Genomic DNA, 23,588 nt, shown 5'->3' with positions numbered 1-23,588 from the left:
TGCTGGGCCGGCCTTTCCCTTTGGTAGGGATACGCGGCACGAGCTAAGCAAACGTTGGCGTGGCCGGGGGATTTCTCCCTGTTGTAAACGGGGCGTGAACGGGATCGCGCGGATCGCGGCTGCGCAATCGAAAAAGGCTTCCGATACCGCCAACTTTCGTAAATATTGAACTATCATCGACGACCGCTAAGCGAAATATTCCTTTTGTGTGCGCTGGTTATTTAGTTAATTTCCAAATAATCGAATCTTTTAATACTTGAGTCAAATCGTAATTATTCCGTTACCGAAATATTAACCACAGATCGACAGGATGCGCGGTGGAATTCCAGCCGATCCGGTCGGCGCATCCGGACGCGGATGCGCGCGGTATCGGGACGGTTCGAGGAGATTTGCGGTGCCGGCTGCGTTCGAGGCAGGTGGAAAAGACGACGCGTCGGCGCCGGGCCGGCTCTCTGCTGCCTTCAGCCTGCCCGAACTGCTCCAGCTGCTGCATCGGCGCCGCTGGCTGGTGATCGCGAGCGCGGCGCTCTGCCTGCTGCTCGCACTCGCCTATCTTTCGGTCCAGACCCCGATCTACCGGGCCACGGCGGAACTCCTCGTCGATCCGCAGGCGCTGCAGGTCGTCGGCAAGGACATCGTGCGCACCGATACCTCGGCCTCGATCGATTTCGCCAATGTCGACAGCCAGGCGCTGGTGATGACCTCGACCGGCGTGCTGCGCCAGGTCATAGAGGATCTCGACCTCGAGAACGATCCTGCTTTCAATCGCCCGCCCGGCCTGATCTCGCGCTTGCTCGGCCGGCTCGTGCAGCCGACGCCCGACCAGCGCCTCGCGCAGATGGTCGACGCGCTCAAGAAGTCGATCGTGATCCAGCGCGTCGAGAACTCGCTGGTCTTCCGCATCATCGTCTCGCATCCGCGAGCCCAGAAAGCGGCTGATATCGCCAATGGGCTGGCCCAGGTCTACTTCCGCCAGGGCAATGATGGGCGTCGCTCCGTGGTCGAGCGCGCCAACGTGACGCTGATCGACCAGATCTCCGGCCTGCGCACGCAGCTCGATACGGCGGAGCGCGCCGTCCAGAGCTTCCGCAGCCAGCATGGCCTCGTCAGCACCGGCGAGGGCGGGCTCATCATCTCGCAGCAATTGCGCGACCTCTACGGCCAGATCAGCCAAGCCGAGGCCGAGTTCGCACGCCAACAGGCGCGGCGCGACCAGCTCGCCCGCTATCAAAACCGCGATCCGCTGTCCGACACGCTGCCGGAAGCGCTGACCTCGTCGGTGGTGACCTCGCTGCGTGGGCAATATGCCCAGAGCGCGCGCGAGGCGGCGAGCCTTGCCCAGACGCTCGCGCCGCAACATCCGCGTCTGATCGAGATCAGGGCCGAGCTCGCCGAGACGCGCCGGCTTCTCGCCGGGGAATTGGCCCGTCTGCGTTCCACAGTGCAGGAAGGTTATCGCCAGGCCGAGGCCAATCTTGCCAATCTCAGGAAGCGGGCGACGGAGCTGACCAAGTCGCAGGAGGTCAGTGGCGCCGCCCAGATCAAGCTGCGCCAGCTCGAAAGCGAGGCCGAAGCGGTGCGTGTGGTCTACAGCGCCTCGCTGCAGCGCGCCAAGGAGCTCGAGCAGCAGAAGCGGATCGAGACGAATAATTCCCGCATGTTGTCCGAAGCCGTAGCGCCGGCGGTCGCCAGCCAACCGCCGGCCCTGCTGGTGATCGCAGCTGCGCTGCTTTTCGGCAGCTGCGCCGGACTCGGGCTCGCCTATCTCATCGAATGGCTGCCGACATCGCGGCTCCTGCCCCAGATAGCAAAGCCGCTCACGCCGGAAGCTGCCGGCCGGGCCATCGGTGTCGGCACCGTGATATCGCTGCCGGCGCGGGCCGCCGGCCGTGAAGATGCGCTCCTGCCGATCACGCGGCTGCTGCAGAAGACGCTCGGCCCGCATCTGCCGGCTTCGGTGATGATCGCCGGCTCGGTCGACGATGCCACGCAGGCGGCGCTCGCCGAGCACCTCGCCAACAGCCTGGCGGCACATGGCGAGAGCGTTCTACTCTGCCAGGACGGGACTGGCCGCGACATGAACATCCGCCGGATCGAGCCCGCCGCGGTCGCGCCGGCCCGGCCGGGGCGGCCGCGCAACTTCATCATCATGCGGCGGACCGCGCAGGCCGACGGCAAGGCGAGCGCACGGCCGGACGCGATCGTGTTCGCAACCTCGCTCGCCGGCGAAACCACCCGCAGCCTCGTCGATCAGGCCGCTGCGATCGACCCGGCCGGAGAGCACATTGTCGCGCTCGTCGTTCCCGAGAGCGCGGGAGTTGGTGTGTCCAGCGTGGCGGCGCGCTGGCTGCGGCGTCCGGCACAGGCGGCCGCGTGAGCAGGCCCTCGGCCATGGCTGACGGCTTTGATCCGAGCCGGCCTCTCCCGACCCTGCCGATCGCGCTGCTGATCGGCGCGCTCACCTTCAACATGGCGCTGTGCTTCATCAACACCAACGTCATGGGCATCAACGATACCATGGTGATGGGCTGCGAGGTGGTGCTGGTCGCGGCCGCGCTCTATCTCGGCCTCGGCCGCAATGCCGCGCCCTATCTGCTGCTGGCGATCTTCTTCTCTTACGCCGTCCTGCTGATGGCGATGCGGCCGCTGATCGATCCCAAGGCGGTGCGCGACTTCCTGATCCCGATCGCCTTCTATCTGCTCGGCAAGAGCTGCAATGATATAAGACTGGCGGATCGCGCCGCCTTGCTCTGCGGGCTCATCGTCGTCGCCTTCGGCCTGTTCGAATTCCTCGCGCTCGACGTCTACGTCTCCTATTTCAACATCATCAAATACTATGTCGCGCGCGGCACGGTGGCGCCGAGTGATGTCAGCGCCCAGACCGGTGCGCTCTTCGCCAGCGGCCTCAGACCGGACTCGCGCACGCTCCTGCCGTTCCTCGGGCCGCACCGGGCCTCCTCGGTGTTCCTCGAACCGATTTCGACCGGCAATTTCGGCGCGATCCTCTATATCTGGACGCTCAACCGGCCGGGCATGGCGAAGCGCTGGCTCACCATGGCTACGGGGCTGACGGCGATCGTCCTCAGCGACTCGCGCTTCGGCGCTAATGTCTGCATCGTCGCGACGATCGCCTATCTGGTGGCGCCGCGCACGCCGCGCTTCATCTGGCTGGCTGCGCCCTTCGTCGCGCTGATCGGGCTTGCGATCTATGGCTTCGTCAGCGCCGAGGTGAACTGGCAGAACAATTTCATGGGTCGCATGCTCTGGACGGCGCGGCTCATCACCTCGCTCTCGCCAGCCGCGGTCTTCGGCCTGTCGCCGGACAAGCCCTTCCTGTCCGATTCCGGCTACGCCTATTCGCTCAACCAGATCGGGCTGCTCGGGGTGATCGGCTTCTGGAGCCTGTTCATCTTCGCGCCGGAGAGAACGCCCCGCGCCTGGCGCTTCAAGGTCTGCGTCGCGACCTATATCTGCCTGCTGATGATCGTCAGTGACTCCGTCTACTCGATCAAGACGGCCGCATTGCTCTGGTTCATGACCGGATCGAGCGATGCCGATGCGGGCGCCGAGCCCGCCAAGGCCGCAGAGCGCGACGCTGAACCAGCCTATTCCGTGGCGGCAACGGGCTGAACCGGCTGCATCTCAGCTATTCGAGCAACCAGCTATTTACCACATGTCCAAACGTCAGCCAGTAAAGCGCATTGCCGGTGCTTTCCATGATGTGCGCAAGGCAACTTTAAATTTTATGCGTTAGGCCTGACGCAAAGAACGACACGGCGTCACACCAATCGACGGAAAGCCTCACGACGGATACTGCGACCGCGCCCTGCGCGAGCGTTTACCTCCGTATGCCGAGGCTAGGCCGCTGCGACGCCGCGCCAGTGACACGGGACAGGGCAGGACGAGAGATGAAGACCAGGATCCGCGAAATCCTCAAGACCACCGGCAAGCTGCCGGTCGACGTCGGCACCCTCAGTGACGAGGCCGATCTCTACAATGCCGGCCTCACCTCCTTCGGCACGGTCGAGCTGATGATGGCGCTCGAAGATGCCTTCGAGGTCGAATTCCCCGACATGATGATGAACCGGCGCAACTTCGCCTCGATCGCCTCGATCGAGAACGCGATCCGCACCATCCAGAGCGAGCACGTCTGATGACGACGCTCGCCCGCCTGGCCGAAGCCGGCTACCAGCTCACATCCGAGATGCCCGGCGCAAGCGCCGAGGCGCAGAAGGCGATGGTCGCCACGGCGCGCAAGGTCGCCAAGATCGCGGCCGAGCATGCAGCGGATGTCGATGCGAACTCGCGCTTCCCGCATGAGGCCTTCGAGGCCCTGAAGCGCGAGCGTCTGCTCGGGATCATGATCCCGGCTGCGCAGGGCGGCGAGCAGGCGAGCCTCTCGACGATTTCCGAGATCTGCGCGGTGCTGGCCCAGGCCTGCGGCTCGACCGGCATGATCTACGCGATGCACCAGATCAAGGTGTCGAGCCTGGTGGTGCACTGCGGTGACGATCCCTGGCACGCTTCCTTCATGGCGCGCATCGCCCGCGAGCAGCTCCTGCTGGCGTCGGCGACGACCGAGGGCGGCGGCGTCGGCGGCGACCTGCGCTCGTCGATCTGCGGCGTGGTGCGCGAGGGCGACGACTTCGCGCTCGATAAGGAAGGCTGCCTGATCTCCTATGGTGCGCAGGCCGACGCGATCCTGATCACGTCCAGGCGCACCCCCGAAGCGCCGCCGTCCGACCAGGTCATGTCCGTCCTGACCAAGGACCAGTACCAGCTCGAGCGCAGCGCGGCCTGGGACACGATGGGCATGCGCGGCACCTGCTCCGACAACTTCACCTTCGCCGGCCGGGCCCCCGCCGTGCAGATCATCCCGGTGCCCTTCGCCGAGATCGCGGCCCAGTCGATGCTGCCGAACGCGCATCTGCTCTGGGCTTCGGTCTGGTACGGCATAGCGGCTGAGGCCGTCGCCCGCGCCGAGGGTTTCGTGCGCAGCGAGGCGCGCAAGCGTCCGGGCTCGACACCGCCGAGCGCGCTGCGCCTGGCCGAGCTGCTCGCCCGCCTGCAGCAGTTCAAGGCGCTGGTCGTCGCCGGGCTCGACCGCTACGAGCGCGCCCGCAGCGACGCCGACGAGCTCTCCTCGATGGGCTTCGTCGTGGCGATGAACAGCATCAAGGTCGTCGCGTCGCAGAGCGTCGGCGAGATCGTCATGCAGACCTTCCTGATCTGCGGCATCCAGGGCTATCGCAACGACAGCCCGGCGAGCCTGGCGCGCCTGATGCGCGATGCGCTCTCGGCACCGATCATGATCAACAACGACCGAATCCTCGGCAACACCTCCAACCTGCTGGCCGTGTACAAGCACGACCCCAGCCTTTCCCGGTGATCGCATGTGCCAGAACTGCCCCCAGCCGCAGGGCTTCCTTGCGGAGCTGATCGATAACGGCCTGCTGATCGACACCGGTGTCGACGGGCTCTATGGCCGCAGCGGCCTGTTCGAGGAGGTCGTCGCCCAGTTCGACCTGCTGATCACCCGCTATGGCGGCAAGGACGGCGCCGAGGTCGCGCGCTTCCCGCCGGCGATGAGCCGCAGCTCTTTCGAGAAGAGCGGCTATCTCAAGAGCTTCCCGCAGCTCGCCGGCACCGTGCACGCCTTCGACGGCGACGAGCGCGCCCATGCAGAATTGCTGCACAACGTCGCCGAGGGGCACGACTGGACCGGCGGCCAGAAGTCGACGGACGTCGTGCTGACCCCGGCCGCCTGCTACGTGCTCTACCCGGTCGTCGCCAAGCGCGGGCCGCTCAAGCCGGACGGCGCGCTGTTCGACCTGCAATCCTACTGCTTCCGGCACGAGCCCTCGAAGGACCCGGCCCGGATGCAGCTCTTCCGGATGCGCGAATATGTCCGCTTCGGCACGCCCGAGCAGGTCACGGAGTTCCGTGCGCTCTGGCTCGAGCGCGGTCAGGAGATGATGGCCTCGCTCGGCGTGCCCTTGCATGTCGATGTCGCCAACGACCCGTTCTTCGGCCGCGCCGGCCGCATGCTCGCCAACAACCAGCGCGATCAGCGCCTGAAGTTCGAGCTCCTGATCCCGATCGAGAGCGAGGAGAAGCCGACCGCCTGCCTCTCCTTCAACTACCATCAGGACCATTTCGGCACGACCTGGGGCATCGAGACCTCGGCCGGCGAGACCGCGCACACGGCTTGCGTCGGCTTCGGCATGGAGCGGGTCGCACTCGCTTTGTTCAAGCACCATGGCTACGACGTCGCGCGCTGGCCGGCCGCTGTCCGCGACGTGCTCTGGCCGTGAGTGCGATGACGGCCCAGCGCAAGATTGCCGAGCCTGCGGCCATCGTGGGCCGGCTGCTGCCGGTCGACCCGCTCGCCTATGACAGGCATGCCATGCATGCCGGCGAGCGGCACTGGCCGCAGACCAATTGCTATGCCGACCTCTGGATCGAGATCCTGCATGCGCTCGGACTGGAGCCGGCGGCGGCCTTCGGCTTCACCATCACCCAGGATTTCGAGGGCGACCAGTTCACCTTCTTCAAGCCGCCGCTCGACGATCTCGAAGCGCTCTACGGCCTTAAGGTGACGGAGCTCGCGCTCTATGACGAGTTGATCGGTCATATCGAGCAGCAGATCGCGCTCGGCCGGCTGGTGCTGCTCGAACTCGATTCCTTCTACATGCCCGACACGCGCGGCGTCTCCTATCGCGACAGCCACGGCAAGACGACGATCGCGGTGAACCGGCTCGACCGTGCCGCCCGCGAGCTCGATTATTTTCACAATGACGGGCTGCACCGCGCTGTCAGAGAGGATTTCGACGGGCTGTTCCGGCTGCTGCCGGGGCAGATGCGCGAGGACACGCTCTTTCCCTATGCCGAGATGGTTCGTTTGCCGCAGCGCCGGCCGGACGAAGCCGCCCTGCGCGCGACCGCGCTGAGGCTGCTCGCCCGGCATGTCGCGCGCCGGCCGCAGGATAATCCTGTCGCGGCCTTTCGAGCCGTCGCCACGGCGCAGGCCGAGGCTCTGGCCGAGCGGCCGGGCGCGGCCTTCCATCACTATGCCTTCAATACGCTGCGCCAGCTCGGCGCCAATTTTGAGCTGCTCGCCAGCCATCTGTCCTGGCTCGGCCAGAGCGTCGAAGGATTGGATGCGGCCCGAGACGGTGCGCTGCGCATCGCCGAAGGCGCAAAGGTCGCGCAGTTCCATCTCGCAAGGGCGATGAAGCAGAAGCGCTTCGAGCGTCTCGACACGACGCTTGCCGGGCTCGTGGGCGAATACGATCAGGTCAGCGAAGCGCTCGGCCAGCGCTTCCCCGGCTGAGGCGATGGCCCGCATCGTCGCGCGCTCCGGCGAACGGGCCCTGCCGCTTGAGGGCTGGTCCTGGCTCGCGACAATGGCCGACGCGGTTGCGACGCCGGCCGATCTGCTGGGGAACGGCGACTGGCGGGAGGCCGCCGTGCCCGGCACGGTCGCCGGCACGCTGCGCTCCCTCGGCCGGCTCGACGACACCGGCGCCGATGCGATCGGCCAGCAGGATCACTGGTATCGCACGCGATTGACCGAGCCGCTGAACGGGCGTCTGCGCTTCGAGGGACTGGCGACCGTCACGGAGATCTGGATCGACGGCGTCAAGCGGGCTGAAAGCTCGTCAATGTTTGCAGCCGTCGAGCTCACGGTCGATTGCGCTGCCGGGACCGAGATCGCGCTGTGCTTCCGTGCGTTGGCGCCAAAGCTCGCCGCCGCCCCGCGCCGTGCCCGCTGGCGACCGGCGATGATCCAGCCCAACGGACTGCGCTGGTTCCGCACCAGCGCGCTCGGCTCGATGCCGGGCTGGTGCCCGCCCGGCCTGCCGACTGGGCCCTATCGCCCGGTGTTGCGAATCGAGAGAAAGGCGGATGCAGCGGGGATCGAAGCCGTCGATTTGCGCACGAGTTATGACGGGCAGACCGGCATTGTTGCGCTCAGCCTGACGCTTGCCGCGAATGCGTCGCTGCCAGGTAGCGTCATCATGCGCTGCACTGGTGGCGAAGTGGCTTTGCATGTGGATGGCAAAGGGAAGTTAGCCGGCACATTATCTCTTTCCAGCATCGCACCCTGGTTCCCGCATACCCATGGTGAGCCGGCGCTGCATGACCTGACCCTCGAGCTGGATGGTGAGACGATCGATCTCGGCCGCATCGGCTTCCGTTCACTCGAAGTGGATCGCGGCGCCGACGGCGAAGGCTTCGGTCTTATCGTCAACGGCGTGCCGGTGTTCTGCCGCGGCGCCTGCTGGAGCAATGCCGACGTCACGACGTTGGCGGGTGGCCGCGCCGCGTACGAGCCCTGGCTCAGGCTGGCGCGCGAGGCCGGGATGAACATGATCCGCCTGCCCGGCGTGATGAGCTATGAGGACGACGCCTTCTTCGCGCTCTGCGACGAGCTCGGCATCATGGTCTGGCAGGAGATGATGCTGGCCAATTTCGACTACCCGCAGGGCGATGCCGGTTTCCGTGCGGCGATCAAGGCGGAGGTGGAGGCGCTGCTCGGGCGCACGCAGGGCTCGCCCTGCCTCGCCGTGCTCTGCGGCGGCAGCGAAGTCTTCCAGCAATCGGCGATGCTGGGCGCGCCGCCGGAGGCCTGGTCGGGCCCGGTCTTCGACGAGGTGCTGCCGGAGGCGGTCGCCCGCCTGCGACCCGACATCGCCTATGTCCCGAACTCGCCCTCGGGCGGGCCGCTGCCCTTCGTCGCCGACAAGGGTGTGACGCATTATTACGGCGTCGGCGCCTATATGCGCGGCCTCGACGATGCCCGCCGCGCCAATGTCCGCTTCGCCGCCGAGAGCCTCGCTTTCGCCAATGTGCCGGAGGAAATCTCGCTGCTGAGCGGCAAGCCGCCGGCGATCACCCACCATCCCGACTGGAAACGGGCCGTGCCGCGCGATGCCGGCGCCTCCTGGGATTTCGAGGATGTGCGCGATCACTATCTCGAGCGGCTCTACGGGCTCGAACCGGCGCGGCTGCGCCGCGAGGACCCAGAGCGCTATTTCGCCTTGTCGCGCGCGACCGTTGCCGAGGTGATGGAGGAAACCTTCGCCGAATGGCGCCGGCCGGGCTCGCCGACGCGCGGCGCACTGGTCTGGCTGTTGCAGGATCTCCAGCCCGGCGCCGGCTGGGGTGTGATCGCCAGCGATGGCGAGCCAAAATCGGCCTGGTACGGGCTCGCCCGCGCCTTCCGGCCGGTCCAGCTCGCGCTCACCGACGAAGGCGTGAACGGCCTCGCTTTGCACCTCCTGAACGAGCGTCCTGAGCCGTTGGCCGCGACCGTCGAGCTGACCTGCTGGCGCGCCGGTGAGGTTGCCGTCGTGCAAGCGAAGCGCGAGGTCGCGCTCGGTCCGCGCTCGGCGACGACGCTGTCGGCCTTCGAGCTGATCGGCCGCTTCTTCGATATCGCCTATGCCTACCGCTTCGGCCCGCCCGGCCATGACGTGACCTCGGCCGTACTGCGGGACGCCACGAGCGGCGAGGTGCTGGCGGAGGCTTTCCATTTCCCGCTCGGGCGCGGCCATGAGCGGCATCGCTGCGGACTTGCCGCGCAGCTGGAGCGCGACGGCGACGATTGGTGGCTCGTGCTCTCGACCCAGCGCTTGGCGCAATCGGTCGAGATCGTCGACCATGGCTGGCGGCCCGAACAGAACTGGTTCCATCTGGCGCCGGGCGAGCCGCGGCGCATCCGCTTGCGCCGACGCGAAGGGGCCAGTGGCGAGCCGGCGGGCGAAGTCCGCGCCGTCAACGCGATCGATCGCGCGAGCTACGCGACGGGCGGATGAGAGCGTCGGTTTCGGCCGTCGCGGCCGTCTAACCGCTTGGCGCGGGCCTTACCTTGGCGCGGGCCTGCCGCACGAGCGGCGACAGGGCTGACGCATCCTTCTCGAAGCCGGCGCGGAAATCCTCGCGCATGCGCTTCGTCCAGAACTGGTTGATGTGATCGGCGATCGAAGCGACCGCCTGCTCGTCCGGGTAGGATTTGAAGAAGCCGCCGATCTGATTGGCCATGAGGGCGAGCTTGGCGAGGTTCTCGCTGGCATGATCCCGGGTCATCGCTTCGCTGCTCTTCGCCTCGATCATATCACTGCGCGCTCCACGGTGTCGGCGAGGCGTCCGGCAAAGACAGTGGCGGAGTCGGCGCGCGCGATGCAGACCAGGGTCAGGCCGAGCGCGTTCGCCCGCTCGATCGCCAGCGAGGTCGGCGCCGAGATCGTAACCAGCGCGCCCGCGCCGAAGATCGCTGCCTTCTCGACCATCTCGAAGGAGGCGCGGCTGGTGACCAGGACGAAGCCATCGCTCGCATCATGGCCGGCGCGCAGGCGGGCGCCGATCAGCTTGTCGAGGGCATTGTGGCGGCCGACATCCTCGCGCACCGCCAGGATCGCGCCATCGCGGTCGCACCAGGCAGCGGCATGGACCGAACGGGTCAGGCGGTGCAGCGGCTGCTGGCGCTCGAGCCCGGACAGTGCTGTGCCGATTGCCGCGGGTGCGATCGCGACCGCCTCGGCCGCGCGTGCCTCGGCTGTCGGCAGTTCGGCGAGTCCCTCGACGCCGCAGAGCCCGCAGGAGGTGCGGCCCGAGAGGTTGCGGCGGCGGGCGAGATGCTCGCGGAAGCGGCCGGGCGCCAGCTCGACCGTGACGACGATGCCGTCCTGCTGCGGCGCGAGCGCAATCCTCCTGATCTCGTCGACGCTGCGGACGATGCCCTCGGTCAGGCTGAAGCCGGCGACGAAATCCTCGATGTCGGATGGTGTCGCCATCATCACCGCATAGGGCAGATTGCCGTAGACGATGTTGATGGGCGACTCGACGGCGACCTCGGCGCTCGCATCGAGCGCCCGATCGCCCGCGCCGAAGCGCACGGTCCGGACCTGGACCGCGTGGCTCGCCGGTGGTTGGGCGGGCGGGCTATTCCGCGGCATCGGGCAAGCGCCCCGCGATCAGGCGCAGCGAGATATCCTGCTCGCGATTGCGCTCCTGCCATTCGGAATAATAGTTCGTCCGCCGGACCTCGACCGCGGTGACCTTGTATTCCGGGCAGTTCGTCGCCCAGTCGGAATAATCGGTGGTGATGACGTTGGCGCCGGTCTGCGCATGGTGGAAGGTGGTGTAGACTACGCCCGGCTGCATCCGCTCCGAAACCTCGGCGCGTAGCGAGATGTCGCCCGAGCGGCTCGCCAGCGCGACGAGGTCGCCATCCTTGATGCCGCGGCTCTCGGCGTCGAACGGATGGATTTCCAGCACGTCCTCCTCGTGCCAGCGGCTGTTCTCGGTGCGCCTGGTCTGCGCGCCGACATTGTACTGCGAGAGGATGCGCCCGGTGGTGAGGATCAGCGGGAAGCGCGGTCCGGTCCGCTCCTCGGTCGCCACGAACTCCGTGATCATGAACTTGCCCTTGCCGAGCACGAAGCGGTCGACATGCATCAGCGGGGTGCCGGCCGGCGCCTTCTCGTTGCAGGGCCACTGCACCGAGCCGAGCTCGTCGAGCTTCTTGTAGCTGACGCCGGCGAAGGTCGGGGTCAGCCGCGCGATCTCATCCATGATCTCGCTCGGATGTGCGTAACTCATCTCGTAGCCCAGTGCCCTGGCGAGATCGAGCGTGACCTGGAACTCGGCCTTGCCTGACATTGGCGCCATGACCTGCCGGACGCGGTTGATGCGGCGCTCGGCATTGGTGAAGGTGCCGTCCTTCTCCAGGAAGGAGGAGCCCGGCAGGAAGACATGGGCGTATTTCGCCGTCTCGTTCAGGAACAGGTCCTGGATGACGACGCATTCCATCGCGGCGAGGCCGGCCGTGACGTGCTTGGTGTTCGGGTCGGACTGGGCGATATCCTCACCCTGGACATAGAGCCCCTTGAAATGGCCGCCGACCGCCTCGTCGAGCATGTTGGGGATGCGCAGGCCCTGCTCGGAATCGAGCGGCACGCCCCAGATCGTCTCGAAGATCTGCCTCGTGGCGTCGTCGGAGACATGGCGGTAGCCGGTGAACTCGTGCGGGAACGAGCCCATGTCGCAGGAGCCCTGGACGTTGTTCTGGCCGCGCAGCGGATTCACGCCGACGCCGTCGCGGCCGATATTGCCGGTCGCCATGGCGATGTTGGCCATGCCCATCACCATGGTCGAGCCCTGGCTGTGCTCGGTGACGCCGAGACCGTAGAAGATCGCGCCATTGTCGCCGGTGGCGTAGAGCCTGGCCGCGCCGCGGACATCGGCCGCCGGCACGCCGGTGAACGCCTCGCTCGCCTCGGGCGAGTTGCGCTCCTCGGCGACGAAGCGGGCCCAGACCTCGAAATCGGCGAGGTCGCAGCGCTCGCGGACATAATCCTCGTCGATCAGCCCCTCGGTGACGATGACATGGGCGATGGCGTTGATCAGCGCGACATTGGTGCCGGGCTTGAGCGGGAGATGGTAGTCGGCCTTGATATGCGGCGACTTGACCATGTCGATCCGGCGCGGGTCGGCGACGATGACGCGTGCGCCCTGGCGGATGCGCTTCTTCATCCTGGAGGCGAAGACCGGGTGGCCGTCGGTCGGGTTGGCGCCGATGACCAGGATGACGTCGGCCTTCTCGACCGATTTGAAGTCCTGCGTGCCGGCCGAGGTGCCGAGCGTCGTCTTCAGGCCGTAGCCGGTTGGCGAATGGCAGACGCGGGCGCAGGTATCGACATTGTTGTTGCGGAAGGCGGCGCGCACCAGCTTCTGGACGAGGAAGACCTCCTCATTGGTGCAGCGCGAGGAGGTGATCGCACCGACCGACTCGCGCCCATACTTCGCCTGGATGCGCTTGAACTCGCTGGCGGCGTAGCCGATCGCCTCGTCCCACGACACTTCGCGCCAGGGATCGGTGATCTTCTTGCGGATCATCGGCTTGGTCATGCGGTCCTGATGGGTCGCATAGCCCCAGGCGAAGCGGCCCTTGACGCAGGAATGGCCCTCGTTCGCCTTGCCGTCCTTGTAGGGCACCATGCGCACGACGCGGTCACCCTGCATCTCGGCCTTGAACGAGCAGCCGACGCCGCAATAGGCGCAGGTCGTGACCTTGGAATGCTCGGGCTGGCCGAGCTCGATCACCTTGTTCTCCATCAGCGTCGCGGTCGGACAGGCCTGGACGCAGGCGCCGCAGGAGACGCATTCGGAGCCGAGGAAATCGGTCGGGCCCGCAGCGACGCGCGAGTCGAAGCCGCGGCCGGTGATCGTCAGCGCGAAGGTGCCCTGGACCTCGGCGCAGGCGCGCACGCAGCGATTGCAGACGATGCATTTCGTCGGATCGTAGGTGAAATAGGGGTTTGAGGTGTCCTTCGGCAGCCAGTTTTCGTTGGCATAGCCTTCGGTGCTCGCCGGCTTGACGTGGTTCTCGCCGTCATAGCCGTAGCGCACCTCGCGCAGGCCGACGCTGCCGGCCATGTCCTGGAGTTCGCAATCGCCATTGGCCGAGCAGGTCAGGCAGTCGAGCGGGTGGTCGGAGATGTAAAGCTCCACCACACCCTTGCGCAGCGCGGACAGATTCTCCGTTTGGGTGCGTACGATCATGCCGTCTTCGGCCGGCGTCGTGCAGGAGGCGGGCGTGCCGCGCCTGCCCTCGATCTCGACCAGGCAGAGCCGGCAGGAGCCGAAGGGCTCGAGCGAGTCGGTGGCGCAGAGCTTGGGGATCTTGGTGCCGACGCTCATCGCCGCCGCCATCACCGACGTCCCGGCCGGGACGGTGACGCTCTCACCATCGATAGTCAGCGTCACCGTCTTCTCGGCGACCCGGATCGGCGTCCCGAAATCGATTTCCTTGATCAGGCTCATCGATGCCTCCTCACTCGGCCGCCAGCGGCAGGCGCTCGGCCGGTGGACGGTCGAAATCCTCGAAGAAATGGTTGAGCGCGCTCATCACCGGCATCGGGGTGAGCCCGCCCATGGCGCAGAGCGAGGCGTCGGTCATCAGCTTGTTGAGATCGCGCAGCACGGCGAGATCCTTCGGCCGCTCGTGGCCGGCGATGATCCTGTCGACCAGCTCGACGCCGCGCGTCGCGCCGATCCGGCAGGGCGTGCACTTGCCGCAGCTCTCCTTGGCGCAGAACTCGAAGGCGAAGCGGGCTTGCTTCGCCATATCGACGCTGTCGTCGAAGACGACGATGCCGCCATGTCCCAGCATCGCCCGGATGCCGGCGAGCGCCTCGTAGTCCATGGCTACGTCGAGCTGCTGTGCCGTGAGATAGGCGCCGAGTGGGCCGCCGACCTGCACGGCGCGGATCGGCCGGCCGCTCAGGGTGCCGCCGCCGATATCCTCGATGATCTCGCGCAAGGAGATGCCGAAGGCGAGTTCGATCAGCCCGCCGCGCTTGACGTTGCCGCCGAGCTGCACCGGCAGCGTGCCGCGCGAGCGGCCCATGCCGTAATCGGCATAGGCCTTGGCGCCATGGGTCAGGATCCAGGGCACGGCGGCGAAGGAGAGCACGTTGTTGACGATGGTCGGCTTGCCGAACAGGCCCTGCAGCGCCGGGATCGGCGGCTTGGCCCGGACGATGGCGCGCTTGCCTTCGAGGCTCTCCAGCAGCGAGGTCTCCTCGCCGCAGATATAGGCGCCGGCCCCGAGCCGAACCTCGAGCTCGAAGGCCTTGCCCGAGCCGAGTACGGACGCGCCGAGAACGCCGGCATTGCGCGCCTTCAGGATCGCCCGCTGCAGCGTCTTGTGGGCGTGCGGATATTCCGAGCGCAGATAGATGTAGCCTTTGGTCGCGCCGACGGCGATCGCGGCGATCGCCATGCCCTCGATCAGCAGGAAGGGATCACCTTCCATCAACATCCGGTCGGCGAAGGTGCCGCTATCGCCTTCGTCGGCATTGCAGACGATGTATTTCTGTGTCGCCCTGGCGTCGTGGACGGTTTTCCACTTGATTCCGGTCGGGAAGCCGGCGCCGCCGCGGCCGCGCAAACCGGATTCGCGGACCTCCTCGACGATCTCGGCGCCGGTGAGCGAAAGGGCCTTCTCCAGGCCCTTCAGCCCGTCATGGGCGCGATAATCGGCGAGCGAGAGCGGATCGGTGACGCCGACGCGTTCGAAAGTCAGGCGCTGCTGGCGCTTCAGCCAGTCAAGCTCCTCGACCCGGCCGAGGCGCAGGCCATGGGTGCCGCCATTCTGGAAGCCGACCTCAAACAGCGCGGCGACATCTTTCGCCGCGACTGGGCCATAGGCGATCCGGCCTTCCGATGTCTCGACCTCGACCATCGGCTCGAGCCAGAGCATGCCGCGCGAGCCGTTCCTGACGAGTTCGACCGCGATGCCGCGCGCCTGCGCCTCTTTCGCGATGGCACTCGCGACAGCCTCGGCGCCGACCGAGAGAGCGGCAGCGTCGATCGGGACATAGATGCGGATCGCCTCGCTCATTGCCGTGCTCCGCACAGCGCCGCGACGCGGTCGGCATCGACGCGGCCAATCAATTCGCCCTCGACCAGGGCCGATGGGCCGAGCGCGCAATTGCCCAGGCAATAGACCGTTTCGATCACTGCTTCGTGGTTGCCGCCATGACTGTCGACGACGATGCCGTGCTCGCGCGCAAGGTCATCGACCAGCGTCTCGCAGCCGAGTGCCTGGCACGCTTCGGCGCGGCAGAGCTTGACGATGCGGCGCGGCGGGGGAGCCGTGCGGAAGTCGTGATAGAAGGAGATGGTGCCGTGCACATCGGCCCGCGACAGGTTGAGCGCGTCGGCGATCAGTGGCACGACCTGCGGGTCGACATAGCCGAATACCTCCTGCAGCGCGTGCAGGATCGGCAGGGTCGCCCCTTCGAGGTGAGACAGGCCCGACACAATCGAGCGCGCCTCGTCCTGATCCCAGGCTGGGTAGTGGACCATCGCCCTTCCTCCATGCAGGCCGTTCTGCCGGCCAGCGCCTTTCGAGGAAGGGTGGTGAAGTTTAGGATGATTTCAAATCGTTTGTTCTGACTGATTGATAGGCATGAGCTATTAATATGGAAGGTGTTGGCCAGCCGGTCTTCCCGACAGGCAAGGAAATGCCGATAACCTCGGCTTATCGCCCTGCCAGTCAGGCTCGCTGCCGGCGCTCTCAGCTGGTTCGATAGTCCCTGACTATTTGACGATCGGGCGCCGCGGCAGCGCTGCTTCGGTCACCGTTTCGGACATCATCAGCAGGTTGCGAGCCAGCGGTGCCGAGGGTTGGCGATCGGCCATGATCAGGCCGATCGTGCGCTTGGCGTCGGGCTCGGTGAGCGGCAGCGCCTTGGTACCGAGGGGGACGCCGAAGAACTCGAGGAGCTGGATCGAGACGATGCTGGAAACGCCCTGGATGCCGGCATGCGAACACAGATTGAAAATCGAATTGGTCTCGATCGCCGGCTTCGGCGCATGCCCCACCGAGCGGAAAATGCCGTCGATGATGCGCCGGTTCTGCATGTCGGCGGTCAGCAAGCAGAGTTTGAGCTGGGCGGCTTCGGCCCAGGTGATGGCCTCGCGTTCGCCGAGCCGACCATCTTCGCGCGTCAGCAGCACATAGGATTCCTGGTAGATCGGCTTGGAGACGACGCGTTCGAGCGGCTCGTTATCGAGATAGGTCAGGCCGACATCGAGCTCGAAATTGTCGATACCGTCCTGGATCTCGGTCGAGGTCAGCGATAGCACGGTCAGCGAGGCGCCGGGATAGCGCGTCGAGAACGGTGCGGTGATATGGGCGATCATCGGCAGCGCGGTAGGGACCGCACCAAGCCTGATCCGGCCGCTGACGCCCTCGCGCAGCTCCGCGATCGCGTCCTTCATCTGATCGGCCTCGGCGAGGATGCGCCGCGCATGCGCGAGCACGACCTCGCCTTCCTTGGTCAGTCCCTGGAACCGCCGGCCGCGCTCGACGATCAGCACGCCGAGCTCCTCTTCGAGCTGGACGATCGCGGCCGAGAGCGTCGGTTGCGAGACATGGCAGGCCTCGGCCGCCTTGCGGAAATGCCTCTCGCGGGCGAGCGCGTCGAGATAGATGAGCTGGCGGATGATCATGGCCGTGTCTCAGGCGTTCCTGTCGAACGGCGCCTGTTCCGGCTCAATTCCCAATCGTGCGGCGCGCCGCGGCCAGTCTTTCCAGATTCTGGCGGTTTCCGATAGGCACAGCAAAAAGGGGCCGCTATGGCGGCCCCTTCCCGAGGAATATGGTGGCGCTCAGTTGTGGTGCGGCAACACGCCGGCGCCGCGCCCCGGCTGGGCCTCCACGCCTTTGAAGTGGTCGTGATAGGCGAGGTACTGCGCCTGCTCGGCGAGAGCACGCCGGTTCTGGGCCTGCTCATGCACGATGCTCTCGGCACCAAGCTCGGTGGCGTAAGCCATGGAGCTCGCTCCCGAAAGCAGAAGCGCTGCCGTGATGGCGATGGTCCTGCGTGAAAGCATGACAATCTTCCTGTTTGACTGAGTCGCCCTGCGGATGAACTAGTTACCGCAGCGCGCTTTCCAACAGCGCTGCGACGACTGCGGGCTCACATTCCCGTTACGCTCCGCTTCAGCGGCTTTTCGAGACGTTCCAGTAGACCGGGACGCCGGGGGAGAGCAGGCCGTTGAGGCTGGCTTGCCGGCCGCGCACCAGCCAGAACTGCCCGACGGGAACATAAGGTACGGTCTCGACGGCGCGTTCCTGGATCTTGCGTGCGATTGCCTTGCGGGCATCGAGATCGGGGGCCATCGTGAACTCGGCTCGCAACTTCTCGATCGCCTCGTCGCAAGGCCAGCCGAACCACGCATTCTCGCAATTCGAGCGCAGCGCCAGATGGCCGACCGGCTCCGTCATGTCGGGCGCCGCCGGCCCTGAGGCGAAGGTGGACCAGCCGCCTTGCGTCACCAGGTTCTTGCTGGTGCGCCGGCTCGACAAGGTGCCCCAGTCCATGGCCTGGTAGTCGACGTTGAGACCGACATCGCGCATCAGCTGCGAGACGACGAGGGTCTGGGGGCTGAGCGCGGTCTCGGTGGCATCGAGCACCACGATCTTCTCGCCCTTATAGCCGCTCTCCGCGATGAGCTTCCTGGCTGCCGCCAGATCGGGCTTCGGCCAGGCCGCGTCGGTGAAATAGGGCGAGTCGCACATGTAGAAGGACGGGCAGATCGTATAGAGCGCCTTGTCGTCGACATAGGCGCGCACCGCCTGCTCCTGGTCGACGAGGTGCAGCATCGCCTGGCGGAGCTTCGGGTTGTTGAACGGCGGCTGCGACTGGTTCATCCGGAAGACGCCCTGCAGCGCCGCGAGCTTCGAGACGGTGATCTTCGCATTGCCCTTCACCAGCGAGATCATGTCCGGCGGCATCTCCTCGAAGATGTCGATCTCGCCGGCCTGCAGCGCATTCAGCGCCGTCTGCGCATCCGGCATGATCAGCCATTCGACGCGGTCGACATTCGCGACCTTGCCGCCGGACAGGCCATCGGGCGCTTCCTTGCGCGGCTGGTAGGTCGGCGCCTTGGCGTAGACGATCTTCGAGCCCGGCGACCACTGCTCCTTGACCAGCATGAAGGGGCCCGAACCGGTCGCATCGGTGATGTTCTGGTTCGAAGGCGTGGCTGCAATGCGGGCCGGCATGATTGCGGGCAGCATCGAGCTCGGCTTGCCGAGCGCATCGAGCACCAGGCCCCAGCGATCCTTGAGCACGAGCGTCACGGTCTTCGGGTCGGTCGCCGTCAGCGAGGCGGTGTGGGCCAGGAGCTGCTGGCCGAGGCCGTCGCGCTCGCCCCAGCGCTTCAGCGAGGCGACCACGTCCGTGCTCGTCACCGGCGTGTTATCGTGGAATTTCAGGCCCTCGCGCAGCACGAAAGTCCAGGTCAGGCCATCGGTGGAGGTGGTGAAGCTCTCCGCCATCTGTGGCTTGATCAGGCCTTTGGCGTCGACCGCGAAGAGCGTGTCGTAGACCATATAGGCGTGGTTGCGGACCATGTAGTCGGAGGTCGTCATCGGATCGAGCGTGCGCAGGTCGCCGAAGGGGCGCACCTTCAACACGGTCTGGGCTGCGGCCGGCAGCGCCACCAGCGGCAGCACGAGGCCCGCTGCCAGCGCCAGTTTTCTCTTCAGGTTTGTCATCTTTTCCCTCCCTCTGAACTGTCTCGCGGTTCTTGTCGTCGGCTGCGGCGCTATACCCTGATTTTGCGGGCGAGCCGCGGGTCGATGGCATCGCGCAGCGCGTCGCCGAGCACGTTGACGGTGAGCACGAGGAGCGCGAGCGCCACGCCCGGGAAGGCGATCATCCAGGGCGCGCGCTGCATGAAGGGGCGCGCCTCGGCCAGCATGTTGCCCCAGCTCGGGATCGTCGGCGGCGTGCCGGCGCCGAGGAAGGACAGGATCGATTCCACGATCATCGCCGAGGCGAAGACATAGGTGGCCTGGACGATCACGGGCGCCGCCGCATTGGGCAGGATGTGGCGCAGCAGCATTCGCGTCAGGCCGGCGCCGTTGGTGATCGCCGCCTCGACATAAGTCTGCTCGCGCAAGACCAGCACCGAGGAGCGGACAACACGGGCCATCCGCGGAATCTCGGCGATACCGATCGCGATGACGACGTTCTGGACGCTCGACCCGAACAGCGACATCAGCGCGATCGCGAGCAGGATGCCGGGGATCGCCATGAGGCCGTCCATCACGCGCATCACGGTGCCATCGAGCCAGCGCACATAGCCGGCGACGAGGCCGATGAGCAGGCCGAAGGTGACGGTCAGGAGCGTGACGAGGGCGCCGATCGTCAGCGAGATCCGGGTGCCGTTCAGCGTTCGCGACAAGGTCGAGCGGCCGAGCTGGTCGGTCCCGAACAGGAATTCGGCTCCCGGCGGACGCAGGCGCTGGATCGGATTCACCCGGACCGGATCGGGCAGGATGTAGGGCGCGATCAGCGCGACCAGGGTGAAGGCGGCCAGGACAGCAAGGCCAGCGAGAATGGTCGGATTCATGCGCAGGAAGCGGCGCATGGCATGCACGGAGCTGGGCGCTTTCGCGACGGGGCCGGCCGCGGTCATCGTCACGGCGCCCTCAATAGCGGATGCGCGGGTCGAACAGCACATAGCTGAGGTCGACCAGCAGGTTGACGGTGACGTAGACGAGCGAGAAGACGAGGATCAGGCCCTGCACCACCGGATAGTCCCGCCGCAGGATCGCGTCGGTGGTCAGGCGGCCGAGACCGGGGATGTTGAACACCGTCTCGGTGACCACCACGCCGCCGAGCAGCGCGGCGATGCCGACGCCGACCACGGTCACGACCGGGATCGCGGCGTTCTTCAGCGCATGGCGCAGCACGACCATGCGAGGCTTGAGGCCCTTGGCATGGGCGGTGCGGACAAAGTCCTCCGCCAGTATCTCGAGCAGGCTCGCCCGTGTGACCCGCGCCAGCAGCGCCGCATAGAGCATGGCGAGGGCGAGCCCGGGCAGGACGAGGCTGTTCAGGCAGGGCAGCAGGCCCTGTGCGAGCGGCACATAGCCCTGTGTCGGGAACCAGCCGAGCGTCAGGGCGAAGACATAGACCAGGAAGAAGGCGACGACGAAGACCGGAGAGGAGAAACCGACCATGGCGAAGGCCATGACCATCCGGTCGACCCGGCTGCCGGCCTTGAGCGCACTCAGGGTTCCGAGCGGAAGCGCGATGGCGAGGGCCATCAGGATCGCGACGAGCGCCAGCATCGCCGTCGGCTCGATCCGCATCCCGATCAGCCGCGTCACCTCCATGTCGGAGAAGACCGAGCGGCCGAGATTGCCCTGGGCGAGCTGATCCGCCCAGGCGAAGAGCTGCTCCGTCAGCGGTTTGTCGAGGCCGAGCTGGGTCCGGATCGTGGCGATCTGCTCGGTCGTTGCCTGGTCGCCCGCGATCAGGACAGCCGGGTCGCCGGGCGTCAGTCGCAGCAGGAAGAAGACGAAGAGCCCGACGAAGGCCAGCACCGGGATCGTCGCGGCGAGCCGGCGCAGGACATAGGAGGTCATGACCGTCCCCGATTGTCCGCGGCGGAAACATGCGCGCCCATCATCTCGCCCCCAAACCTACTTTGTAACGTTTCAATCAAGCTCTCACACAGCCAGAAGAGCCGCAAGTGGCTTTCTAATAGAAATTGCGCTTGCGATTTGTGACATGGTCCGCAAAGCTGGATTCAAGTTTTGAACCGTTTCATTCGTGAGGTTGGATGGCGACGATCCGTGATGTGGCGCGCTTGGCTGATGTGTCGGTGGCGACGGTGTCGAATGTGCTCAACAGCGCCGATCGCGTCAGTCCCGAGCTTCTCGCGCGGGTTCGCGCCGCGATGGAGAAGCTGAGCTATACGCCCCATGCCGGCGCGCGCTCGCTGCGCAAGCGCTCGAGCGGGCTGATCGGCCTCGTCGTCGGCGACATCACCAACCCGTTCTTCTCCGACCTGTTCGAGGCCGTCGAGGATGCCGCGGCGGCGAGCGGCCATCTCGTGCTGCTGTGCAACTCCAATGAACGGAGCGAGCGCGAGGAGGCGCATCTGCGCATGCTGCGCACGCAGCGCATTGACGGGCTCATCCTGGCGCCGACGGGCGCGGTCTCGATGAACCGGGCCTCGCTGCTGGCGCAGTTGGAAGTGCCGATCGTTCTGGTCGACCGCGCCATGGAGGGGCTGGGTTATGATGCGGTCGTCCTCGACAACCGGCGGGCGGGCTTTGAGGCGACGCAGCACCTGATCGGCTGCGGCCACAGGCGGATCGGGCTGGTCAACGGGCCGGAGGTTCTGCGCACGGCTGCCGAGCGTCTTGCGGGTTATCGCGAGGCGCTGCTGGCGGCGGGGCTGTCGCTCGACCCTGAACTCATCCGCGACGCCGGCTTCCGTCAGCAGCCGGCCGAGCAGGCGATGGCCGAGTTGCTGGCCTTGCCGCAGCCGCCGAGCGCGGTCTTCGCCACCAACAACCTGATGACGGTCGGCGTCGTGAAGGCGCTGGCGGATCGCGGCCTTGCCTGCCCGCAGGACATCTCCGTCATCGGCATCGATGATCTGCCCTGGGCCGAGGCGGTCTCGCCCAGGCTCAGCGCCGTCGCTCAGCCGGTCCGCGCCATGGGGGAGGCTGCGCTCGATCTCCTGCTCCGGCGCCTTGCCGGTACCTTGTCCGGCCCCGGAACCACCACCGTGATGGCGCCACGCCTCGTCATCCGCCGCTCCTGCGGTGCGCCTGCCACCGGATTGCCTGCCCATGTCGACTGAACTCACCAAGCTCAGCGCGCTCGCCGTGCGCGACCTCCTCATGGCCGGTGAGGTCCGTTCGGTGGAGCTCGTCGAAGCTGCCGCGGCGCGCCTCGCCATCGTCGAGCCGCAGCTGAACGCCGTGCCGACGCTCTGCCTCGACCGGGCAATGGAGCAGGCGCGCGCGGCCGATGCGGCGCGGCGGGCTGGGCAAGCGAGCCTGCTCGGCGGGCTGCCGATCGTCGTCAAGGACAACAATGACGTCGAGGGCGTGCGCAACACCGGGGGCACGTCGATCTTCCGCGATCGCATTTCGACTGAATCGGACCGGACCGTCGCATTGATGGAGGCGAACGGCGCCGTCACCCTCGGCAAGTCGAACCTGTCCGAGCTCGGCGGCGCGCAGACCACCAACAGTGTTCATGGCACGACGCGGAACCCTTATGACCGGCGCCTGACCTGCGGCGGCTCCTCGGGCGGCGCGGCGGTGGCGCTGGCGACCGGCGAGGCCTGGCTCGCCCATGGCAATGATTATGGCGGCAGCCTGCGCATCCCGGCCGCATTCTGCAATGTGACGGGCCTGCGGCCGACGCCGGGCCGGGTGCCGCGCAAGCGATTGGCTGACCCGTTCGACACCATCGCGGTCGAGGGACCAATGGCGCGCGACGTCGCCGATCTCGCGCTCTTCTTCGATGCGATGACCGGCTACGACCCCGGCGACATCCTGACTGCGCCGACCGGCGAGGCACCCTTCCTGGATGCCGCGCAGGCGCCGCGCAAGCCGGCGCGCATCGCCATATCGGCCGATCTCGGCCTTTTGCCGATCGAGGAGCCGATCAGGCAAGCGCTTTCGGACCTAGCCGAGATGCTGGAGAAGTCCGGCATTGCGGTGGCGCACAGCGCGCCGGATGTGACGGGCGCGATGGACGCTTTCCGTGTGCTACGCGGAGAAGGATTCTACGCTACCTTCGAGCCGCTCCTCGTCGCGCATCGTGATGCGTTCCCGGCGCCGGTCCTGGCCGATCTGCTGCGCGGCCGCGATCAGCAGGGCCATGCCATCGTTACGGCCAACCGCCATCGCAGCGAGCTCTATCGCCGGGCGGTCGACTTTCTCGTCGAGCATGATTTCCTGATCTGCCCGGCGACGCAGGCCATGCCCTTTTCCGTCGAGACGCTGTTCCCGGCGGCCGTCGACGGACGGCCGATGCAGGACTATGTCGACTGGATCTCGATCACTGCGATCTGGTCGCTCACCGGCCTGCCGGCCATCGCCATCCCGATCGGCTTCTCGCGCGAAGGCCTGCCGATCGGCATCCAGATCCTGTCGCATGCCCGGCGCGAAGCCGATCTGTTCCGGCTAGCGGCCTGGATCGAGCGGGAACTCGCTTTGCCGAAGATGCCGATCGACCCGCGCTAGG

At 66.6% G+C, this 23,588-nt stretch carries 19 protein-coding genes; 9 read left to right on the top strand and 10 right to left on the bottom strand.

What is annotated here, in order from left to right:
* Window positions 1-394 precede the first annotated feature (394 nt).
* The 7 genes from ACSQ24_RS28100 to ACSQ24_RS28070 all read left to right on the top strand — a co-directional run bounded on the left by ACSQ24_RS28100 (window position 395) and on the right by ACSQ24_RS28070 (window position 9,821).
* Complete coding sequence (locus tag ACSQ24_RS28100) at window positions 395-2,377, top strand: GumC family protein (protein WP_436098077.1); 1,983 nt, start codon at window positions 395-397, stop codon at window positions 2,375-2,377.
* 14 nt (window positions 2,378-2,391) lie between these two features.
* The gene (locus ACSQ24_RS28095) at window positions 2,392-3,630 is read left to right on the top strand and encodes a hypothetical protein (RefSeq protein ID WP_436098076.1); all 1,239 of its coding nucleotides are present in this window, start codon (window positions 2,392-2,394) and stop codon (window positions 3,628-3,630) included.
* Between the two features lie 278 nt (window positions 3,631-3,908).
* Window positions 3,909-4,154 carry an acyl carrier protein gene (locus ACSQ24_RS28090; RefSeq protein ID WP_436098075.1) on the top strand — a complete coding sequence of 82 codons (246 nt, stop codon included), beginning with the start codon at window positions 3,909-3,911 and terminating at the stop codon, window positions 4,152-4,154.
* 50 nt (window positions 4,155-4,204) lie between these two features.
* Complete coding sequence (locus ACSQ24_RS28085; protein WP_436098193.1) at window positions 4,205-5,389, top strand: acyl-CoA dehydrogenase family protein; 1,185 nt, start codon at window positions 4,205-4,207, stop codon at window positions 5,387-5,389.
* A gap of 4 nt (window positions 5,390-5,393) precedes the next feature.
* Window positions 5,394-6,314 carry an amino acid--[acyl-carrier-protein] ligase gene (locus ACSQ24_RS28080; RefSeq protein ID WP_436098074.1) on the top strand — a complete coding sequence of 307 codons (921 nt, stop codon included), beginning with the start codon at window positions 5,394-5,396 and terminating at the stop codon, window positions 6,312-6,314.
* A 5-nt stretch (window positions 6,315-6,319) separates the two neighbouring features.
* Window positions 6,320-7,333: a DUF1839 family protein gene (locus ACSQ24_RS28075; RefSeq protein ID WP_436098192.1), complete on the top strand. Its 1,014-nt coding sequence runs from the start codon at window positions 6,320-6,322 to the stop codon at window positions 7,331-7,333.
* Window positions 7,334-7,337: 4 nt separating this feature from the next.
* Window positions 7,338-9,821, top strand: a complete 2,484-nt coding sequence (locus ACSQ24_RS28070; protein ID WP_436098073.1) for a glycoside hydrolase family 2 protein — start codon at window positions 7,338-7,340, stop codon at window positions 9,819-9,821.
* Between the two features lie 28 nt (window positions 9,822-9,849).
* On the opposite strand, the gene ACSQ24_RS28065 is transcribed toward ACSQ24_RS28070, so the two are convergent.
* The 10 genes from ACSQ24_RS28065 to ACSQ24_RS28020 all read right to left on the bottom strand — a co-directional run bounded on the left by ACSQ24_RS28065 (window position 9,850) and on the right by ACSQ24_RS28020 (window position 20,962).
* A complete protein-coding gene (locus ACSQ24_RS28065) occupies window positions 9,850-10,119 on the bottom strand; it encodes a formate dehydrogenase subunit delta (protein WP_436098072.1) in 270 nt (89 codons plus the stop codon).
* Window positions 10,116-10,961, bottom strand: coding sequence for a formate dehydrogenase accessory sulfurtransferase FdhD (gene fdhD, locus ACSQ24_RS28060; RefSeq protein WP_436098071.1), 846 nt, complete (start codon window positions 10,959-10,961; stop codon window positions 10,116-10,118). The genes ACSQ24_RS28065 and fdhD overlap by 4 nt, the downstream gene beginning before the upstream one ends.
* Window positions 10,948-13,830: a formate dehydrogenase subunit alpha gene (gene fdhF, locus ACSQ24_RS28055; protein WP_436098070.1), complete on the bottom strand. Its 2,883-nt coding sequence runs from the start codon at window positions 13,828-13,830 to the stop codon at window positions 10,948-10,950. The genes fdhD and fdhF overlap by 14 nt, the downstream gene beginning before the upstream one ends.
* A 10-nt stretch (window positions 13,831-13,840) precedes the next feature.
* Window positions 13,841-15,412, bottom strand: a complete 1,572-nt coding sequence (locus ACSQ24_RS28050; RefSeq protein ID WP_436098069.1) for a formate dehydrogenase beta subunit — start codon at window positions 15,410-15,412, stop codon at window positions 13,841-13,843.
* Window positions 15,409-15,879 carry an NAD(P)H-dependent oxidoreductase subunit E gene (locus tag ACSQ24_RS28045; RefSeq protein ID WP_436098068.1) on the bottom strand — a complete coding sequence of 157 codons (471 nt, stop codon included), beginning with the start codon at window positions 15,877-15,879 and terminating at the stop codon, window positions 15,409-15,411. Before ACSQ24_RS28045 ends, ACSQ24_RS28050 begins: the two co-directional genes overlap by 4 nt.
* 234 nt (window positions 15,880-16,113) lie before the next feature.
* Window positions 16,114-17,028: a LysR family transcriptional regulator gene (locus tag ACSQ24_RS28040; RefSeq protein ID WP_436098067.1), complete on the bottom strand. Its 915-nt coding sequence runs from the start codon at window positions 17,026-17,028 to the stop codon at window positions 16,114-16,116.
* Between the two features lie 159 nt (window positions 17,029-17,187).
* Complete coding sequence (locus ACSQ24_RS28035; RefSeq protein WP_436098066.1) at window positions 17,188-17,412, bottom strand: hypothetical protein; 225 nt, start codon at window positions 17,410-17,412, stop codon at window positions 17,188-17,190.
* A 109-nt stretch (window positions 17,413-17,521) separates the two neighbouring features.
* On the bottom strand, window positions 17,522-19,081 hold the full coding sequence (locus tag ACSQ24_RS28030) for an ABC transporter substrate-binding protein (RefSeq protein WP_436098065.1): 1,560 nt from the start codon (window positions 19,079-19,081) through the stop codon (window positions 17,522-17,524).
* A gap of 50 nt (window positions 19,082-19,131) precedes the next feature.
* Window positions 19,132-20,007, bottom strand: coding sequence for an ABC transporter permease (locus ACSQ24_RS28025; RefSeq protein ID WP_436098191.1), 876 nt, complete (start codon window positions 20,005-20,007; stop codon window positions 19,132-19,134).
* Window positions 20,008-20,020: 13 nt separating this feature from the next.
* Window positions 20,021-20,962 carry an ABC transporter permease gene (locus ACSQ24_RS28020; RefSeq protein ID WP_436098064.1) on the bottom strand — a complete coding sequence of 314 codons (942 nt, stop codon included), beginning with the start codon at window positions 20,960-20,962 and terminating at the stop codon, window positions 20,021-20,023.
* A gap of 197 nt (window positions 20,963-21,159) precedes the next feature.
* Between ACSQ24_RS28020 and ACSQ24_RS28015 the strand changes: the two genes are divergently transcribed.
* Window positions 21,160-22,191, top strand: a complete 1,032-nt coding sequence (locus ACSQ24_RS28015) for a LacI family DNA-binding transcriptional regulator (RefSeq protein WP_436098063.1) — start codon at window positions 21,160-21,162, stop codon at window positions 22,189-22,191.
* Complete coding sequence (locus ACSQ24_RS28010; RefSeq protein WP_436098062.1) at window positions 22,181-23,587, top strand: amidase; 1,407 nt, start codon at window positions 22,181-22,183, stop codon at window positions 23,585-23,587. The genes ACSQ24_RS28015 and ACSQ24_RS28010 overlap by 11 nt, the downstream gene beginning before the upstream one ends.
* Window position 23,588: the final 1 nt, after the last annotated feature.

The organism is Allobosea sp. LjRoot237, from assembly GCF_964253285.1.
GTDB lineage: Bacteria > Pseudomonadota > Alphaproteobacteria > Rhizobiales > Beijerinckiaceae > Allobosea.
The sequence above is the reverse complement of the archived record's forward strand: the minus strand, read 5'-3'. Positions and strand labels throughout refer to the sequence as shown.

Excerpts from the sequence above, each read along its gene's own strand:
- ACSQ24_RS28095 (WP_436098076.1), top strand. The coding sequence starts at position 2,392 with ATGGCTGACGGCTTTGATCCGAGCCGGCCTCTCCCGACCCTGCCGATC.
- ACSQ24_RS28090 (WP_436098075.1), top strand. The coding sequence starts at position 3,909 with ATGAAGACCAGGATCCGCGAAATCCTCAAGACCACCGGCAAGCTGCCG.
- ACSQ24_RS28085 (WP_436098193.1), top strand. The coding sequence starts at position 4,205 with ATGCCCGGCGCAAGCGCCGAGGCGCAGAAGGCGATGGTCGCCACGGCG.
- ACSQ24_RS28080 (WP_436098074.1), top strand. The coding sequence starts at position 5,394 with ATGTGCCAGAACTGCCCCCAGCCGCAGGGCTTCCTTGCGGAGCTGATC.
- ACSQ24_RS28075 (WP_436098192.1), top strand. The coding sequence starts at position 6,320 with ATGACGGCCCAGCGCAAGATTGCCGAGCCTGCGGCCATCGTGGGCCGG.
- ACSQ24_RS28070 (WP_436098073.1), top strand. The coding sequence starts at position 7,338 with ATGGCCCGCATCGTCGCGCGCTCCGGCGAACGGGCCCTGCCGCTTGAG.
- ACSQ24_RS28065 (WP_436098072.1), bottom strand. The coding sequence starts at position 10,119 with ATGATCGAGGCGAAGAGCAGCGAAGCGATGACCCGGGATCATGCCAGC.
- fdhD (WP_436098071.1), bottom strand. The coding sequence starts at position 10,961 with ATGCCGCGGAATAGCCCGCCCGCCCAACCACCGGCGAGCCACGCGGTC.
- fdhF (WP_436098070.1), bottom strand. The coding sequence starts at position 13,830 with ATGAGCCTGATCAAGGAAATCGATTTCGGGACGCCGATCCGGGTCGCC.
- ACSQ24_RS28050 (WP_436098069.1), bottom strand. The coding sequence starts at position 15,412 with ATGAGCGAGGCGATCCGCATCTATGTCCCGATCGACGCTGCCGCTCTC.
- ACSQ24_RS28045 (WP_436098068.1), bottom strand. The coding sequence starts at position 15,879 with ATGGTCCACTACCCAGCCTGGGATCAGGACGAGGCGCGCTCGATTGTG.
- ACSQ24_RS28040 (WP_436098067.1), bottom strand. The coding sequence starts at position 17,028 with ATGATCATCCGCCAGCTCATCTATCTCGACGCGCTCGCCCGCGAGAGG.
- ACSQ24_RS28035 (WP_436098066.1), bottom strand. The coding sequence starts at position 17,412 with ATGCTTTCACGCAGGACCATCGCCATCACGGCAGCGCTTCTGCTTTCG.
- ACSQ24_RS28030 (WP_436098065.1), bottom strand. The coding sequence starts at position 19,081 with ATGACAAACCTGAAGAGAAAACTGGCGCTGGCAGCGGGCCTCGTGCTG.
- ACSQ24_RS28025 (WP_436098191.1), bottom strand. The coding sequence starts at position 20,007 with ATGACCGCGGCCGGCCCCGTCGCGAAAGCGCCCAGCTCCGTGCATGCC.
- ACSQ24_RS28020 (WP_436098064.1), bottom strand. The coding sequence starts at position 20,962 with ATGACCTCCTATGTCCTGCGCCGGCTCGCCGCGACGATCCCGGTGCTG.
- ACSQ24_RS28015 (WP_436098063.1), top strand. The coding sequence starts at position 21,160 with ATGGCGACGATCCGTGATGTGGCGCGCTTGGCTGATGTGTCGGTGGCG.
- ACSQ24_RS28010 (WP_436098062.1), top strand. The coding sequence starts at position 22,181 with ATGTCGACTGAACTCACCAAGCTCAGCGCGCTCGCCGTGCGCGACCTC.